The organism is Clostridium sp. BSD9I1 (genome assembly GCF_900185645.1).
Classification (GTDB): domain Bacteria; phylum Bacillota; class Clostridia; order Clostridiales; family Clostridiaceae; genus Clostridium_AK.
The window spans coordinates 501206-518148 of the sequence record NZ_FYAM01000023.1 but is presented as its reverse complement, the minus strand read 5'-3'; the positions used below and the strand labels follow the sequence as shown (position 1 = coordinate 518148).

The following is a 16943-nucleotide window of genomic DNA, read 5'->3' as shown; positions in this document are numbered from 1 at the left end:
AAGCGCATAGCTTCTCTATATGCTTGGTGCTTATTTTTGTGTTTGAAATTCTTGTATGTATTAAAAAATATATATTTTGGTTAAAATTGCAAAAGAGGTGATAAAAATGGCTATTAAAGTTAATTCTGCTGCTTTTACAGGTGTTGAGGGAATTATGGTAGCTGTGGAAGTGGATATTGGGAGAGGACTTCCAAGTTTTAATATTGTAGGATTAGGCGATATAGCAGTAAAAGAATCAAAAGAAAGAGTTAGAACTTCTTTGATAAACTCCGGATTTGAATTTCCTGTGGGAAGAATAACGGTAAATTTAGCACCAGCAGATGTAAAAAAGGAAGGTTGTTTATTTGATCTTGCTATAGCTATAGGAATTTTAAAAGAATCAGGACAAATTACTATGGATATAGATGATTACGTATTTTTAGGAGAGTTATCCCTAAGGGGAGAGCTTAGAGCCATAAGAGGAACCCTTCCTATAATAATAGGAGGAATTGAGAATGAATTTAATAAATTTATAATTCCAGTTTCTAATAGTATAGAAGCGTCTTTGGTAAAAAACTCAGAAGTATATCCTTTAGAAACTTTAAAGGAAGTAGTTTCTTATCTCCAGTACAAAGATTTGATGCCTTTTTATGCAGAAGATCCTATATCAAGAACCGTAAAATATAATATTGATTTTGAGGAGGTTATAGGGCAGGAAAGTGTTAAAAGAGCAATTGAAGTAGCAGCAGCTGGAAATCATAATATAATTCTTTACGGACCTCCAGGTACAGGGAAAACTATGCTTGCAGAGAGAATACCTACTATTTTACCAGATTTAAGTTATGAAGAATCTCTTGAGTGTACTAAGGTATATAGTGTAGCCGGAGAACTTAATAGGGAATATAACCTAATATCAAATAGGCCATTTAGAAGCCCCCATCATACAGCCTCTAAAATAGCGCTTATAGGTGGTGGATCAAAACTTTTACCGGGAGAAATAAGTTTGGCTCATAATGGGGTCCTTTATTTAGATGAGATGCTAGAATTTAATAAAAATTCATTGGAGGCCTTAAGACAACCATTAGAAAACAGGAAAGTAAAGATTTCAAAATCTACAGGAACAGTTGAATATCCATGTAATTTTATGCTAGTGAGCTCTTTAAATCCATGCCCTTGTGGAAATTATGGATCAGGAAATTGTATATGTACTGACTATGAGAGAAAGAGATATATTAAAAAGTTATCAGGACCACTAATGGACAGGATTGACATATTTGCATTTGTAAATAAATTAAACTTTAAAGACATAGGAAATGGGAAAAAAGAAGAAAGTTCTAAACTTATTAAAAAAAGAATAGAACGAGCAAGAGAGCTGCAAAAAGAAAGATTTGAAGGTTTACAAATAAGAACAAATGGGGAAATGTCATCTTCTGAAATAAAGAAATATTGTGTGCTGAAAGAAAAAGAAAAAGTTTTTATAGAAAAAGTATATAACAAATTTAATTTTAGTACTAGAGTATATCATAAGGTACTTAAACTTGCCCGCACCTTAGCAGATTTAGAAGGAAAAGACTTAATAGGGGAACAGGATTTAATTGAGGCTATTCAATATAGAAGGTTTTTAAGTGATGTAGTATAAAAGAGGTGTATAATATGAATTTATATGACATTTGGCTTGTGAAAATTAAATTAAATAATAAACTGAAGATAAATTTATTAAATAAATTTAAAGCATCAAAATCAATTTACGAGTATTGTAATGATAGCTTATATATAAGTAAGGATATTGAGTCAGAAAGAAAAGTAAAACTGCTTATGAAAAATCAGTGGAATAAAGATGAACTTAATAAATATTTAAATATATTAGAAGATAAAGAAATAAACATGGCCCTATTTAATGAGGAAAAATATCCAATTAAATTAAAAGAATGTAACAATGCTCCTATAGCTCTATTTTATAAAGGGGATATAGTACCATTAAACCATCACAGAAGTGTAGCTATAGTAGGATCACGAAGATGTTCTTACTATGGTGAAAATTTATCAGAGATAATTTCCAGAGAGCTATGTCAAAAAGAAGTAAGTATAATTAGTGGGATGGCAAAAGGCATAGATTCTTTTGCTCACTTTGGTGCGTTAAAAAATAATGGATTTACATGTGCAGTACTAGGATGCGGAGTAGATATAATATACCCTAAGCAAAATAAGGAACTATATAAAGAGATAATAAAAAAGGGATGTATAGTATCAGAATTTTTGCCGGGTACCGAGCCTCTTTCATATAACTTTCCTTTAAGGAATAGGATAATAAGTGGACTAAGTGAAGCCGTGGTAGTAGTAGAAGCCTCGGAGCGGAGCGGATCATTAATTACTGCAACATATGCATTGGACCAAGGAAGGGATGTGTTTTCTGTTCCGGGTTCGATATTATCTGAAACTAGTAAGGGAACGAATAAACTAATAAAGGAGGGAGCGTTTCCGCTTACTTCGGTAGAAGATATATGTAATTTCTTGAATATTGAATATAATTCTAACAAAAAAGATAAAATAAGATTAGACAAGAAAGATATAATAAAGCTAGATAAGATTGAAAATAAAGTATATTCAATTATAAATGAAACACCTATGTATATTGATGATATATTAAAATATAGCAATATTGACATAAAGCAGTTATATGAGGTATTATTTGAATTGCAATTAAAAAATAGAATAACTTGCCTTTCTGGCAATTATTATGTTAAAATTGCAAATAGTATTTAATATAAGAAAATTTTAAATTAAGAAAGCAATTAGAATTTAAGGGGGGTGTCAACTCTGATAAAAAAAGTTATCAGAGGGAAGCATGGGACAAAAACTTATAATAGTAGAATCACCAGCAAAGGCTAAAACCATTAGAAAGTATTTGGGAAAGAATTATATAGTAGAAGCATCTATGGGACATATAAGGGATTTGCCTAAAAGTCAGTTAGGCGTTGATATAGAAAATAACTATAATCCTAAGTATATTACTATAAGGGGTAAAGGAGAACTTTTAGAAAAGTTAAAGAAGGAAGCAAAGAAAAGTGATGAAGTATATTTAGCAACGGACCCTGATAGAGAAGGAGAAGCTATTTCCTGGCATTTACTTCAGGCATTAAAAATAGATGAAAGTAAAAAATGTAGAGTAGTTTTTCATGAAATAACTAAGGGAGCAGTAAAAAGTGCTATTAAGTCTCCTAGAGAAGTAAATATAAATCTAGTAAATGCACAACAAGCACGTAGAGTATTAGATAGATTAGTAGGTTATCAAATTAGTCCTATTCTTTGGAAAAAAGTAAGATGGGGATTAAGTGCGGGTAGGGTTCAGTCTGTAGCATTAAAATTAATATGCGATAGAGAACTTGAAATAGAAAAATTTATACCTAAGGAATATTGGACAATTGAAGGTATAGTACATAAAGAAAAGGATAAGCAAACTTTTTCAATAAGATTGAATTCTAAAGACAATAAAAAAATAGAAATAAACAATAAAGAAGAAGCAGATAATATAAGTAACGATTTAAAAATAGGTGAATTTATAGTAAAAAGTGTAAAGAAAAGCAAAAAGAATAAAAATCCTCTTGCGCCATTTACCACTAGTACGCTTCAACAGGATGCATATAAAAAGCTGAACTTTGCTACAAAAAGAACTATGTCCGTAGCGCAACAGTTATATGAAGGAATTGACATTAAAGGTTATGGTACTATAGGTTTAATAACCTATATGAGAACTGACTCTGTAAGAATTTCTGTAGAAGCTCAAGAAATGGCTAAACAATTTATAATAGATAAGTATGGAAAAGAATATGTTCCAGAATCATTTAGGGAATTTAAAGGCAAAAAAAATATTCAAGATGCTCATGAAGCTATAAGACCTACTAATGTGGAAATTACCCCAGATATAGCTAAAGAAAATCTGAGTCCAGAGCAATATAAGTTATATACATTGATATGGAATAGATTTATGGCTAGCCAAATGTCTTCCTGTGTACTTGATGTTACAGCAATAGACATTGTAAATGGAGTATATTCTTTTAAAGCTAGCGGATCTATTGTTAAATTTGATGGATTCATGAAGCTTTATGAGTATTCAACAGAAGACGAAAATGAAAGTACAAAGCTTCCTAATCTTGAGGATAATGATAAATTAGTATGTAAAGATGTAGATAGTAAGCAGCATTTCACGCAACCTCCAGCTAGATTTTCCGAAGCGACTTTAGTAAAAATCTTAGAGGAAAACGGTATAGGGCGTCCAAGTACATATGCTCCTACTATATCTACTATTTTAGAGAGAAAGTACATAGAAAGAGAAAAGAAAACACTAAAACCAACGGAATTAGGATTTATAGTAGACAATATATTAGTAGAGTATTTCAAACCTATCGTGGATGCAGAATTTACTGCTGAAATGGAAGATAAACTAGATAATATAGAAGGCGGTAAAGAAAACTGGAAAAAGGTAGTGAATGATTTCTTTGAACCACTTAAAGAATTGATAGAAAAAGCCGAAAAAGAAGTAGAGAAAATTACAATAGAAGATAAAGTTACTGATATAAAATGTGATAAATGCGGCAAAAATATGGTTATAAAACATGGAAGATTTGGAGAGTTTTTAGCTTGTCCTGGTTACCCTGAATGTAAGAACACTAAACCAATTGTAGAAGAAATAGATGCAAAATGTCCTAAGTGTTCCGGTAATATTGTAGCTAAAAAGAGTAAAAAGGGCAGGAAGTTTTATGGATGTAGTAATTATCCAGAGTGTAACTTTGTAAGTTGGTTTGAACCTTCAAATGAAAAATGTCCTAGTTGTGGAGGGCATATGGTCAAAAAGTATAGTAAGACTAAGGGTAATTACTTAGAATGTATAAATGAAGAATGCAAAAATAAAGTGTATAAAGAAGAGAAGAAAAATGAATAATTTGCAATAAATGTCGAAAAACTAAAAAAACACATGCAAATTATAAAAATGATGTTGAATTTTGTTAAAGTGTATGCTATGATGAATATTGTAATGTACAAAACAATTCTAAAAATTTAAAAAAGTCTTAAAAATGCTATATAAATTCTAAATAATGATTTATAATATATATATGATATATGTAGCCTTAGGAAAAGACGAAAAGAATAAAATCCTAGATGAAACAGAGGAGGAGTAATCAAATGTCATCTCTTTTAAATAAAACAAGAAGATTAAACAAAATTCTTCAGAAATCAGGAACTGAGCCGGTAGTATTTGATGATATATGTAAGCTTTTAAGTGAAGTCTTAACTTGTAACGTATATATATTAAGTAAAAAAGGTAAAATATTGGGATATGATTTTTCTACTGGATTTGAATGTGATGAAGTAAAGGAAAAGGTAATGACAGAAATGCGTTTTCCTGAATTTTATAATAATAAGTTATTAAACGTTCATGAATCATTATCTAATTTAACTAACAATGGGAAATGCGTATTTGGAGACAACATCGAATGTGGAATAGAAAATAAGCTAACTACTATAGTACCTATTAATGGGAATAGAGAAAGATTAGGAACACTTCTAATTGCCAGATTTGATGATACTTTTACAGATGATGATTTAGTACTTGCTGAATATGCAGCAACTATAATTGGACTTGAAATATTAAGATCTAAGCATGATGAAATAGAAGAAGAAGTTAGAAAGAAGGCTGTTGTTCAATTAGCTATAGGAACTTTATCCTATTCCGAATTAGAAGCAGTAGAACATATATTTAATGAATTAGACGGAAGCGAAGGGCTTTTAGTTGCATCTAAAATAGCAGATAAAGTTGGAATTACTAGATCAGTTATAGTTAATGCATTAAGAAAATTTGAAAGTGCTGGAGTAATAGAATCTAGATCGTTAGGTATGAAGGGAACTCATATAAAGATATTAAACGATAAGTTATTAGAAGAATTAAAGAAAATAAAATAGTTATAAAGAACAGAGCAACCCCTGCTCTGTTTTTTTATGCTATAAAATTCACCAATCTATCACAATTATTTTTAAAATAATGTTGAATAGCAGAAATTCATATGATATACTATCAAAGGTGAGAAAAAATACACACATTACCTAATTTTATAAATGGTGCCGCAAAGGTAGTTTATATAATATGAAGGTAGTGGAGGAAAAAACCAGGAGGTATAAAATTATGTCAGTTATTTCAATGAAACAATTATTAGAAGCTGGTGTACACTTTGGACATCAGACAAGAAGATGGAACCCTAAGATGGCTCCATACATATTTACAGAAAGAAATGGTATCTATATCATTGACTTACAGAAAACTGTAAGAAAAGTAGAAGAAGCTTATAACTTCATAAGAGAAGTTGCAGCAGAAGGAAAAGATATTCTATTTGTAGGTACTAAGAAACAAGCTCAAGAAGCTATTCAAGAAGAAGCAATCAGATCTAACATGTATTTTGTAAACAATAGATGGTTAGGTGGAATGTTAACAAACTTCTCAACTATTAAGGGAAGAATTAAGACATTAGAAGAATTAGAGCAAATGGAGCAAGATGGAACGTTTGAAGTTTTACCAAAGAAAGAAGTTATAAAGCTAAGATTAGAAGAAGAAAAGCTAGAAAAGAATCTAGGTGGAATAAAGAAATTAGACGTAAGAAACATTGGAGCTTTATTTGTAGTTGATCCAAGAAAAGAAAAGAATGCTATATCTGAAGCTAAAACTTTAGGTATACCAGTAGTAGCTATAGTAGATACTAATTGTGATCCAGATGAAGTTGACTATGTAATTCCAGGAAATGATGATGCTATAAGAGCGGTAAAATTAATAACTGCTAAAATGGCTGATGCTATCATGGAAGGAAGACAAGGCGAACAATTAGAAGGCTAGTAAATGTAAAGGTAGATGAAGCTTAGGCTTCATGTACCTTTTAAATAACTACAAATAACTACAAAACGGGAGGAAATATTTATGATAACTGCACAGATGGTAAAAGAGTTAAGAGAAATAACTGGAGCAGGAATGATGGACTGCAAAAAGGCTTTATCAGAAGCTAATGGAGATGTGGAAAAGGCTATAGAAGTTCTTAGAGAAAAGGGACTATCTGCTGCTGCTAAAAAAGCAGGCAGAGTTGCTGCAGAAGGATTAGTTTATACTTATATTTCTGAAGATAAGAAAAACGGTGCTATAGTTGAAGTAAACTGTGAAACTGACTTCGTTGCTGCTAATGAAGAGTTTAAGACTCTTACAGAAAATATTGCTAAGCAAGTTGCTAATTCAAATGTAGCTACAGTTGAAGAATTACTAGAACAAAAATACATAGGTGATGAAAATACTACAGTTAAAGATACTTTAACTAACTTAATTGCAAAACTTGGAGAAAACATGTCTATAAGAAGATTCGACAAATTTGCAGTTGAAAGTGGAGCAATCCAGAGCTATATTCATGGCGGCGGAAGAATTGGAGTTTTAGTTAAACTTGAATGCGAAAAGGAAAGTCCAGTACTTGCAGAAGTAGCAAAAGATGTAGCTATGCATGTAGCAGCAGCAAATCCTTTATTCTTAAACAAAGACTTTGTAGATCACGAAACTTTAGATAAAGAAAGAGAAATATACAGAGTTCAGGCTTTAAATGAAGGAAAACCAGAAAAAATCGTTGATAAAATGGTTGAAGGAAGAGTTCAAAAATATCTTAAAGAAGTTTGCTTAGTTGAACAGGTTTGGGTAAAGAATCCTGATTATACTATTACAAAATACCTTCAAGAAAAATCTAAGGAAGTAGGAGCTGAAATAAAAATTTCTGCTTTCGTTAGATATGAAAGAGGAGAAGGTATAGAAAAGAAAGAAGAAAATTTCGTTGAAGAAGTTATGAAACAGATTAAGTAATAATTTAAAAGAGAACACCCGGTGTTCTCTTTTTTTGAAACCAAAATGCTGTATTTTAAAAATTACTATGTAATTTTTAACAACTTGGAGGTATAATATATGTGTAATGTTAAGTATAAAAGAATCATGTTAAAGCTTTCAGGAGAAGCATTGGCAGGAGAAAAGGGTTATGGTATAGATTTTGAAGTAGCCCAAAGAATAGCGCAAGAAATTAAAGACTTAGTAAATATGGGAATAGAAGTAGGAGCTGTAGTTGGAGGAGGAAACATCTGGAGAGGTAGAAATGGCAATGGAATGGATAGAACTACCGCTGACTATATGGGAATGATGGCTACATGTATAAATGCATTAGCTCTCCAAGACTCATTGGAGCAAATGGGTGTTAACACAAGAGTTCAAACTGCTATTGAAATGAAAGAAATAGCTGAGCCTTTTATAAGAAGAAGAGCTATGAGACATTTAGAAAAAGGAAGAGTAGTTATATTTGCTGCTGGAACAGGAAATCCTTATTTTTCTACAGATACTACTGCTGCACTTAGAGCAGCAGAAATAGAAGCAGATGTTATATTACTTGCTAAAAAGGTAGACGGAGTTTATGATAAAGACCCTCATAAGTATAGTGATGCTGTAAAATTTGATAAGCTAACTTATATAGATGTACTAGAAAAAGGGTTACAGGTTATGGATTCTACTGCTACTTCTTTATGTATGGATAATAATATTCCTATATTAGTATTTGGCCTTGAGTCTCCTGGAAATATTAAAAAAGCTATAATGGGAGAAAAGATAGGTACTATAATATATAAATAATAAGGAGAGGTATTTTTATGATTAAAGACATACTTAAAGCAGCTGATGAAAAAATGCAAAAAACAATTGCAGTATTAAAAAAAGAGTTAAGTTCAATGAAAGCTGGTAGAGCAAATCCAGCTATGCTTGACAAAATTGAAATTGAATACTATGGAACTATGACACCAATAAGCCAAGTTGGAAGTATTACTATACCGGAAGCAAGAATATTACAAATACAGCCTTGGGATAAAACTGCTATAAAAGCTATAGAAAAAGCTATTTTAAAGTCTGATTTAGGGTTAAATCCTTCTAATGATGGAACAATAATAAGATTGATGATACCTGAATTAACTGAAGAAACAAGAAAGAATCTTGTAAAAACAGTTAAGAAAACTGCTGAAGAAACTAAAATTGCTATAAGATCTATAAGAAGAGACTGTAATGAAAAAATTAAGAATTTAAAAAAGGGATCAGAAATATCTGAAGATGAAATTAAAAAAGCAGAAGAAGATATCCAGAAGAAAACTGATAACTTTATAAAGGAAATTGATAAGATATTAGAAGCAAAAGAAAAAGAAATTATGACTGTATAGTATTTTATTAAAAACCTGCGAAATCGCAGGTTTTATTAATAAGGAGAACATGGAGTGATGATTTGTGTGGAAGTTATTTAGTAATAGAAATCAAGAGAGTGAAGATATTTCTTTAGATGAAAATAATATACCTAGACATATTGCTATTATAATGGATGGGAATGGGAGATGGGCTAAGCAAAGAAATCTTCCACGTTCTATGGGACATAAAGCAGGTGTAGAAAATATTAGAGAAATAGTAAAAGAGTGCAGTAACTTAGGTGTAAAATATTTAACTTTATATGCATTTTCAACAGAAAATTGGAAGAGGCCAGCAGAAGAAGTAAATGCACTTATGAAACTTTTAGTAGAATACTTGAAAAAAGAAGTAGAGGAACTGCACAAAAATAAAGTTGTTGTTAAATCTATAGGGGAAATAGAGAGTTTGCCTAGCATTTGCAGGGAAGAACTTAAAAATGCTTATGAAAAAACTAAAAATAATACAGGCTTAGTACTAAATTTAGCATTAAATTATGGCGGAAGAGATGAAATTTTAAGAGGGATAAAACTTTTATATGAAGATTTAAATACGGAAAAGATAATACTAGAAGATGTAAACTCGGAAGTGTTTTCTAAATATCTTTATACAAAAGATATTTGTGATCCAGATTTAATTATAAGACCAAGCGGAGAGCAAAGAATAAGCAATTTTTTATTATGGCAATGTGCTTATTCTGAATTTTGGTATTCTGATATAAAGTGGCCGGATTTTAAAAAACAACATCTTCATAAGGCTATATATGATTTCCAAAATAGAGATAGAAGATTTGGAGGTATAAAATAATTATTTAAGGAGCTGATTGTATGAATAGTAGATATATAGGAGCCCTAATAATATCTCCATTTATCATATTTTTATTTATAGGAGGTATGTTTTTAAAATATTTAGTTTTGATTTTATCATTATGTGGTATGTATGAGTTCTATAAGGTATCTAAAGAAAAGAATATAAATCCTATTTCTTGGATAGGGTATGTAATTTGTATCATATATTATTTATATCCAAATAATATGGATTTTGATAGTTTGTTTTTTATAATAATATTTGGAGTTTTGGTTTCACTGTGTATTCCTGTATTAAATAAAAGTCATAATTTTATTGATATATCGGTTACATTTTTAGGATTTTTATATATAGGGGTTTTCTTTAGCTTTATAGTAATGACAAATAACAAGGAATATGGAAATTTATTTGTATGGTTTATTTTTATATCTTCTTGGGTTTGCGATACCGCAGCGTATTACTCTGGTAAATTTTTTGGGAAAAGAAAACTATGTCCAGAAGTAAGCCCTAAAAAGACAGTAGAAGGATCCATAGGAGGCTTTTTAGGAAGTACCATTGCTTGTGGAGTATTCGGGATGTTTGTAATTAGTAAAGGAGTTAATGTTCCTTTAGTACATTTCTTTTTACTAGGAGCACTATGTGGAATCATTACTCAGTTTGGAGATTTAACAGCATCTTCTATAAAGAGATATGTAGGAGTAAAAGATTATAGTAACTTAATTCCAGGACATGGGGGAATATTAGATAGATTTGATAGCATACTTTTTGCCTCATTGGTAGTATATTATTATATAACATTTATAATGAGGTTGTAATATTGATATATAAAAACAAAAATCAAAATAACTCAATGTATTTAAAATTAATATATTGTGCAGTATCTATAATAGTAGTTATATTTTTAACTTTGATTTTCAAAAAATACTTTAGGCCATTTTTAATAACTGCTATGCTATTATTATTTTGTTATCCAATTTATAATATATTAATTAAGTCAAATTTTATAAGTAAGAAAATAAGTGCAGTAATCACTATAGTTGTTATAAACATATTATTTATGGTATCTCTATTTTTTATAGGAAGATGGATTTATAGTATAAGAAGTATAATTATTGATACTTATTATTCGCTTTTAAAATCCATAGAAAACATAAGTGTAACTTTTAATTTAAATGTACAAGAACTAAATGAAAAAATGGAAAGCTATTATTTAAGTGTATTAGATAGTAGTTTTCTTAAAAGAGGGGCAGCTTATACTACCGATAGTATTTTGAATTATTTCATAGGTAATATAACTGCCTACTTTATTTTAGTAGATAGATATGTTATATTAAATGCTATTAAGAAGCTTTTTCCATTAAATATGAATGAAATCTTAGAAGAAAAATGGAAAGATATGAAGATGTTTGTAAAAATAGAGATGGTATTAATACTTGTTACTACTATAGAAACAATATTAGGATTATGGGCGCTTAATATAGAGAACTTTTTTATACTAGGAATTATCTGTGGTATACTGGATTTCCTGCCTTATGTAGGAACTATTATTGTATTTTTTCCAATTGTAATTTATAAAATAGTTTGTAAAAATTATATAATTGCATTTGGACTTATTTGCTTATATATATTACTGATAATAATGAGGCAAGTAATGGAAGCGAGGTTTATGAGCAGTAAATTTAAAATACATCCGTTAATTGCAATATTATCTCTTTATTTAGGATTAAAAACTTTTGGATTAATTGGAATATTTATGGCACCGGTTTGTGTTATAATATGCAAGAGTATATTAGAGAGCAAGACATAAAAGGAGAGATTAAAGGTGAAAAACATATGTATACTTGGAGCTACTGGTTCCATCGGAACTCAAGCTTTAGATGTGATAAGAAATGATGATGAACTAAATTTAATAGCTGTATCAGCGAATACAAGTTGGCAAAAAATCCTATTAATATTACAGGAATTTAATTTAGAATATGTGGCTATGATGGATCAAACAGCTTACGAAAAGGTAGATGAATACTGCAGAGAAAAGGGCTTGAAAACAAATGTATTATATGGAATTGATGGATTAAATGAAATAGCCTCTTTACAAAAGGTTGATATAGTTTTAACTTCAGTGGTTGGAATGATAGGACTTGAGCCAACTTTAAAGGCTATAAGAGCGAAGAAGGATATAGCCTTAGCAAATAAGGAAACATTAGTAGTTGCGGGAGAATTGATAACAGGAGAAGCCAAAAAATATAATGTTAATATACTTCCTGTGGATTCAGAACATGGTGCCATTTTTCAATGTTTAAGAGGAAATAAGGGAGAGGATGTAGAAAAAATAATACTTACTGCTTCAGGGGGACCATTCAGAGGGAAAAGAAGTGATGAATTAAGAAATGTAACAGTAAAAGAAGCCTTAAATCATCCTCGTTGGAGTATGGGGAAAAAGATATCTATAGATTCAGCTACTTTGATGAATAAGGGATTAGAAGTAATAGAGGCTCATTTTCTATTTGATTTAGATTATAATAATATTGAGGTAGTAGTTCATCCTGAAAGCATAATACATTCCATGGTTCAGTATAAGGATGGAAGTATTATAGCACAATTATCGGTAGCAGATATGAGACTTCCTATACAATATGCTTTAAACTATCCACTTAGAAAAAAATCTATCATTGATAAGTTGGATCTTTTCAAGACATCAATGTTAACTTTTGAAAAGCCAGATATAGATACTTTTAAGCCTCTAAAACTTGCTTATGAAGCAGGAAAAATTGGAGGAACTATGCCAGCTGTTTTAAATGCAGCAAATGAGGCAGCGGTTGAGTTATTTATGAAAGGTCATATAAAGTTTTTAAAAATCGGAGACATATTAGAAAAAAGTATGAATAAGTTTGATATTAGTTATTCCTATGAGTTAGAAGATATAATAAATTTAGACAGATGTGTTAAAGAATTCGTATATAGTACATATCGATAATTCATTACATAAATTTTAAGGAGGAATATATAGTGAACATAATTTATATACTAGGCGCATTATTTGCCTTTAGTCTTTTAGTAATAGTGCATGAATTTGGGCATTTTATGATGGCAAAATTAAATGGAGTAAAAGTAGAGGAATTTTCTATAGGAATGGGTCCTAAGCTTTTTGGAGTAAGAAGAGGAGAAACAGAGTATTCTATTAAGCTTCTTCCTATAGGTGGATATGTAAAAATGTTAGGAGAAGATGGAGAAGTAACATCGGATGAAAGAGCTTTTCAAAATAAATCTCCTTTAAGAAAACTCAGTGTAGTATCAGCGGGGCCTATCATGAACATTATACTTGCTGTGATTTTATATTCAATAATAGCAGGTAGCAGAGGGTTCTTAGTCCCTGTAGTAGATAATGTGGTTCCAGGTAATCCAGCAGACTTAGCGGGTATAAGAAAAGGTGATGAAATAATTCAAGTAAATGAAAAGGCTATAACCACATGGGAAGACTTTGTAACTCAAGTTTATAATGCAAATGGAAGTACTATAAGTGTAATTTATAAAAGAGGGGAAGAAACTAAGTCCTCTATCATTACTCCTGTTAAAGATGAAAAGGAAAACAGATTTGTAGTGGGAGTTTATCCAACGCTTGTAGAAAATCCAGGGGTAAATGAATCTATAAAATATGGATTTATTGAAACTACGTCATTAGTCAAACAAACCTTTGGATTCTTTAAAACATTATTTACGGGAGGAGCTTCTGTAGATGATTTTGGAGGACCTGTAACCATTATGAGAGTATCTGGAGAAGCTGCTAAGGCAGGATTTTTAAGTTTGCTATCCTTTGCGGCGTATTTAAGTGTTCAATTAGCCATATTTAATATAATTCCTTTCCCAGCGTTAGATGGAGGATGGATAATATTATTCTTAATTGAGTTTATTACAAGAAAGAAAATTGACAGTAACAAGGTAGGGGTATTAAATTATATTGGATTTGTTATACTCATAACACTGATGATCGTAGTTACAATAAAAGATATATTATATCCCGTAAAATTCTAGGAGTTGATTGATATGATAAATAGAATGAACACAAGAAAAGTAAGAGTAGGAAGTGTATTTGTTGGAGGAGATGCACCTATCTCAGTGCAATCCATGACAAATACTGATACAAGGAATATAAAAGAAACAATAAGTCAAATAAATAGCCTGCAAAAGGCAGGTTGTGAAATTGTAAGGTGTGCAGTACCAGATATGGAAGCCGCAGAGGCGTTGAAGCATATTATAAAGGAAGTGACTATACCTGTAGTAGCGGATATACACTTTGATTATAAGTTGGCATTAACTTCTATTGACTGTGGGGTTTCTGCATTAAGAATAAATCCGGGAAACATAGGAAGTATAGAAAGAGTTAAAATGGTAGCTGAAAGGGCGAAGGAAAAGGAAATTCCTATAAGGATTGGTGTGAATTCCGGATCCTTAGATAAAGAGTTACTAAACAAGTATGGAAAAGTATGTTCTGAAGCTTTAGTTGAAAGTGCATTAAAACATGTAAAAATATTAGAGAATATAAATTTTAAAGATATAGTGGTCTCGATAAAATCTTCTAATGTTTTGGATATGATTGAAAGCTATAGATTAATTTCGGAAAAATCAAATTACCCTCTACATTTAGGAGTAACAGAAGCTGGCACCCCTTGGAGGGGAACTATAAAATCTAGCATAGGAATTGGAGCTTTACTATCTGAAGGTATAGGAGATACTATAAGAGTTTCACTCACAGGAGATCCTGTAGAAGAGGTAAAGGTGGGCATTGAAATATTAAAGGCTCTACAAATTAAAAAGCAAGGTATTGAAATAATATCTTGCCCAACCTGCGGAAGAACTGAAATAGGGTTAATAAATATAGCTAATGAAGTAGAAGAAAAGATAAAAGATTTAGATAAAGATATTAAAGTAGCTATAATGGGATGTGTAGTAAATGGCCCTGGTGAGGCAAGGGAAGCAGATATAGGTATAGCAGGGGGAAAAGGTGTAGGACTTATATTTAAAAAAGGTGAAATGTTTAAAAAAGTAAAAGAAGAAGATTTGGTTGAAGAGCTATTAAAAGAAATAAATAAGATGTAGGGCAGAAACGCATGACTCCTATATTTAATTTATAAATTCAAGTTTTGCTTGAAATAACAAATGTTGTATGATACAATGGAAAAGGTGTAAAGTTACTGATAATACATTAGCTGAGAAGAGTGGGTCTAAACCCGCTCTTTCTATTTATTTGAAACGCAACTATATTGTTGCGTTTTTAAATTAACTGGATACTTAGTATTTTATTGCAGGTTACTGCAAAATATATACATAAGGAGGGATTACAATGAAAAAAGAAGGTATTGTAAATAATATAGAAGTTTTAGTTTTTCCTATAACTCAAAGATTAGGGTATGAACTATATCATGTTGAATTTGTAAAGGAAAATGGAGAGAATTATTTAAGAATATACATAGATAGTGAAGATGGAATAAACTTAGATGATTGTGAAAAGGTAAGCAGGGAAGTAAGTGAAATGCTAGATGTAGAAGATCCTATTACTGATAGCTATTATTTAGAAGTTTCTTCTCCAGGAATAGAAAGAGAATTACATACAGATGCACACTTGGAGAAATACATTGATAATTCTATTACAATAAGGTTAGCTTCTGCATTTAATGGTAAGAAAAAGTTAGAAGGAACTTTAAAATCCTTTACTGATGAAGATATTACTTTATTAGATAAAAACAAAGAAATAGTTATACCAAGGGATAAGGTTTCTAAAGTAAACTTAAGGGTTGAGTTTTAATAAGGAGGGTTCATAAGAAAATGAATGAGGAATTCATAGAAGCTTTGAAAGAAATAGTTAAAGAAAAGGGCATAAGCGAAGATCTTATATTTAGTACTATAGAAGACGCGTTGGTTGCAGCGTATAAAAAGAATTATGCTAAGCAAGGGGCAAATATTCAAAATGTAATAGTAAATATGAATAGGGAAACTGGAGAAATAAATGTATTCTCTAGAAAAATAGTAGTTGAAGAAGTCGAAGATGAATTCAATGAAATATCATTAACAGATGCCAAAGAGTTAGATCCAAGATATGAAATAGATGAAGTAGTGAATATAGAAGTAACTCCTAAAAAATTTGGTAGAGTAGCAGCTCAAGCTGCAAAGCAAGTTGTTATTCAAAGAATTAAGGAAGAAGAAAGACGAATTGTATATAATGAGTTTTTAGAAAAAGCTTCAGATATAATTACAGGAACTGTTATTAGAAAAGACAAAGGTAATGTTTTTGTAAATCTTGGGAAAGTTGAAGCTGTTTTAGGACCAAATGAACAAATGCATGGAGAACAGTATAACTTCAACGAAAGACTTAAACTTTATATAGTAGAAGTAAAAAATACTACTAAAGGAGCTCAAGTTGTAGTTTCCAGAACACATCCAGGTCTTGTAAAAAGATTATTTGAATTAGAGGTTCCAGAGATATACAGTGGTGTAGTAGAAATCAAGAGTATATCAAGAGAAGCAGGGTCTAGAACAAAGATAGCTGTATATTCAAATGATGAGGATATAGACCCTATGGGAGCTTGTGTAGGACCTAAGGGAACTAGAGTTCAAAACATAGTAAATGAACTTAAAAATGAAAAGATTGATATAATAAAGTGGAGTAAACTTCCAGAAGAGTACATTGGAAATGCTTTAAGTCCAGCTAATGTTTTAGATGTAACTATAGATGAACAAAATAAATCTGCAAAAGTTGTAGTAGATGATAATCAACTATCTCTTGCTATTGGTAAAGAAGGCCAAAATGTAAGACTTGCTGCAAAACTTACAGGATGGAAAATAGATATAAAGAGCAAGTCACAAGTAACGGAATAAAACTGGAGAA

At 30.6% G+C, this 16943-nt stretch carries 16 protein-coding genes; all 16 read left to right on the top strand.

The window, feature by feature from the left end; genetic code table 11:
* The first annotated feature begins 106 nt into the window (after nucleotides 1–106).
* The 16 genes from BSD9I1_RS09925 to nusA all read left to right on the top strand — a co-directional run bounded on the left by BSD9I1_RS09925 (nucleotide 107) and on the right by nusA (nucleotide 16933).
* Entirely contained in the window at nucleotides 107–1618 is a 1512-nt protein-coding gene (locus BSD9I1_RS09925) for a YifB family Mg chelatase-like AAA ATPase (protein ID WP_186430192.1), read from the top strand.
* Between the two features lie 14 nt (nucleotides 1619–1632).
* Nucleotides 1633–2742 carry a DNA-processing protein DprA gene (gene dprA / locus BSD9I1_RS09920; protein ID WP_186430191.1) on the top strand — a complete coding sequence of 370 codons (1110 nt, stop codon included), beginning with the start codon at nucleotides 1633–1635 and terminating at the stop codon, nucleotides 2740–2742.
* A gap of 82 nt (nucleotides 2743–2824) precedes the next feature.
* Nucleotides 2825–4918, top strand: coding sequence for a type I DNA topoisomerase (gene topA / locus BSD9I1_RS09915; protein ID WP_186430190.1), 2094 nt, complete (start codon nucleotides 2825–2827; stop codon nucleotides 4916–4918).
* Between the two features lie 242 nt (nucleotides 4919–5160).
* A complete protein-coding gene (gene codY / locus BSD9I1_RS09910) occupies nucleotides 5161–5937 on the top strand; it encodes a GTP-sensing pleiotropic transcriptional regulator CodY (RefSeq protein WP_035307623.1) in 777 nt (258 codons plus the stop codon).
* Between the two features lie 220 nt (nucleotides 5938–6157).
* Complete coding sequence (rpsB, locus tag BSD9I1_RS09905; RefSeq protein ID WP_035307625.1) at nucleotides 6158–6859, top strand: 30S ribosomal protein S2; 702 nt, start codon at nucleotides 6158–6160, stop codon at nucleotides 6857–6859.
* Nucleotides 6860–6940: 81 nt separating this feature from the next.
* Complete coding sequence (gene tsf / locus BSD9I1_RS09900) at nucleotides 6941–7855, top strand: translation elongation factor Ts (protein WP_186430189.1); 915 nt, start codon at nucleotides 6941–6943, stop codon at nucleotides 7853–7855.
* A gap of 99 nt (nucleotides 7856–7954) precedes the next feature.
* Complete coding sequence (gene pyrH, locus BSD9I1_RS09895) at nucleotides 7955–8665, top strand: UMP kinase (protein ID WP_035307630.1); 711 nt, start codon at nucleotides 7955–7957, stop codon at nucleotides 8663–8665.
* A 17-nt stretch (nucleotides 8666–8682) separates the two neighbouring features.
* Nucleotides 8683–9240 carry a ribosome recycling factor gene (gene frr, locus BSD9I1_RS09890; RefSeq protein ID WP_035307632.1) on the top strand — a complete coding sequence of 186 codons (558 nt, stop codon included), beginning with the start codon at nucleotides 8683–8685 and terminating at the stop codon, nucleotides 9238–9240.
* 64 nt (nucleotides 9241–9304) lie between these two features.
* Nucleotides 9305–10063 carry an isoprenyl transferase gene (locus tag BSD9I1_RS09885; RefSeq protein WP_186430188.1) on the top strand — a complete coding sequence of 253 codons (759 nt, stop codon included), beginning with the start codon at nucleotides 9305–9307 and terminating at the stop codon, nucleotides 10061–10063.
* A gap of 20 nt (nucleotides 10064–10083) precedes the next feature.
* Entirely contained in the window at nucleotides 10084–10878 is a 795-nt protein-coding gene (locus tag BSD9I1_RS09880) for a phosphatidate cytidylyltransferase (protein ID WP_186430187.1), read from the top strand.
* A 2-nt stretch (nucleotides 10879–10880) separates the two neighbouring features.
* The gene (locus tag BSD9I1_RS09875) at nucleotides 10881–11870 is read left to right on the top strand and encodes an AI-2E family transporter (protein WP_186430186.1); all 990 of its coding nucleotides are present in this window, start codon (nucleotides 10881–10883) and stop codon (nucleotides 11868–11870) included.
* Between the two features lie 15 nt (nucleotides 11871–11885).
* Nucleotides 11886–13037, top strand: a complete 1152-nt coding sequence (dxr, locus tag BSD9I1_RS09870; RefSeq protein ID WP_186430185.1) for a 1-deoxy-D-xylulose-5-phosphate reductoisomerase — start codon at nucleotides 11886–11888, stop codon at nucleotides 13035–13037.
* 41 nt (nucleotides 13038–13078) lie between these two features.
* Nucleotides 13079–14092, top strand: a complete 1014-nt coding sequence (rseP, locus tag BSD9I1_RS09865) for an RIP metalloprotease RseP (protein WP_186430762.1) — start codon at nucleotides 13079–13081, stop codon at nucleotides 14090–14092.
* A gap of 15 nt (nucleotides 14093–14107) precedes the next feature.
* A complete protein-coding gene (ispG, locus tag BSD9I1_RS09860; protein WP_186430761.1) occupies nucleotides 14108–15157 on the top strand; it encodes a flavodoxin-dependent (E)-4-hydroxy-3-methylbut-2-enyl-diphosphate synthase in 1050 nt (349 codons plus the stop codon).
* Between the two features lie 244 nt (nucleotides 15158–15401).
* Entirely contained in the window at nucleotides 15402–15863 is a 462-nt protein-coding gene (rimP, locus tag BSD9I1_RS09855) for a ribosome maturation factor RimP (protein WP_035307640.1), read from the top strand.
* A gap of 20 nt (nucleotides 15864–15883) precedes the next feature.
* The gene (nusA, locus tag BSD9I1_RS09850) at nucleotides 15884–16933 is read left to right on the top strand and encodes a transcription termination factor NusA (protein WP_035307642.1); all 1050 of its coding nucleotides are present in this window, start codon (nucleotides 15884–15886) and stop codon (nucleotides 16931–16933) included.
* Nucleotides 16934–16943 lie beyond the last annotated feature (10 nt).

Coding starts and splice junctions, on each gene's coding strand:
- BSD9I1_RS09925 (WP_186430192.1), top strand. CDS start 107: ATGGCTATTAAAGTTAATTCTGCTGCTTTTACAGGTGTTGAGGGAATT.
- dprA (WP_186430191.1), top strand. CDS start 1,633: ATGAATTTATATGACATTTGGCTTGTGAAAATTAAATTAAATAATAAA.
- topA (WP_186430190.1), top strand. CDS start 2,825: ATGGGACAAAAACTTATAATAGTAGAATCACCAGCAAAGGCTAAAACC.
- codY (WP_035307623.1), top strand. CDS start 5,161: ATGTCATCTCTTTTAAATAAAACAAGAAGATTAAACAAAATTCTTCAG.
- rpsB (WP_035307625.1), top strand. CDS start 6,158: ATGTCAGTTATTTCAATGAAACAATTATTAGAAGCTGGTGTACACTTT.
- tsf (WP_186430189.1), top strand. CDS start 6,941: ATGATAACTGCACAGATGGTAAAAGAGTTAAGAGAAATAACTGGAGCA.
- pyrH (WP_035307630.1), top strand. CDS start 7,955: ATGTGTAATGTTAAGTATAAAAGAATCATGTTAAAGCTTTCAGGAGAA.
- frr (WP_035307632.1), top strand. CDS start 8,683: ATGATTAAAGACATACTTAAAGCAGCTGATGAAAAAATGCAAAAAACA.
- BSD9I1_RS09880 (WP_186430187.1), top strand. CDS start 10,084: ATGAATAGTAGATATATAGGAGCCCTAATAATATCTCCATTTATCATA.
- rimP (WP_035307640.1), top strand. CDS start 15,402: ATGAAAAAAGAAGGTATTGTAAATAATATAGAAGTTTTAGTTTTTCCT.
- nusA (WP_035307642.1), top strand. CDS start 15,884: ATGAATGAGGAATTCATAGAAGCTTTGAAAGAAATAGTTAAAGAAAAG.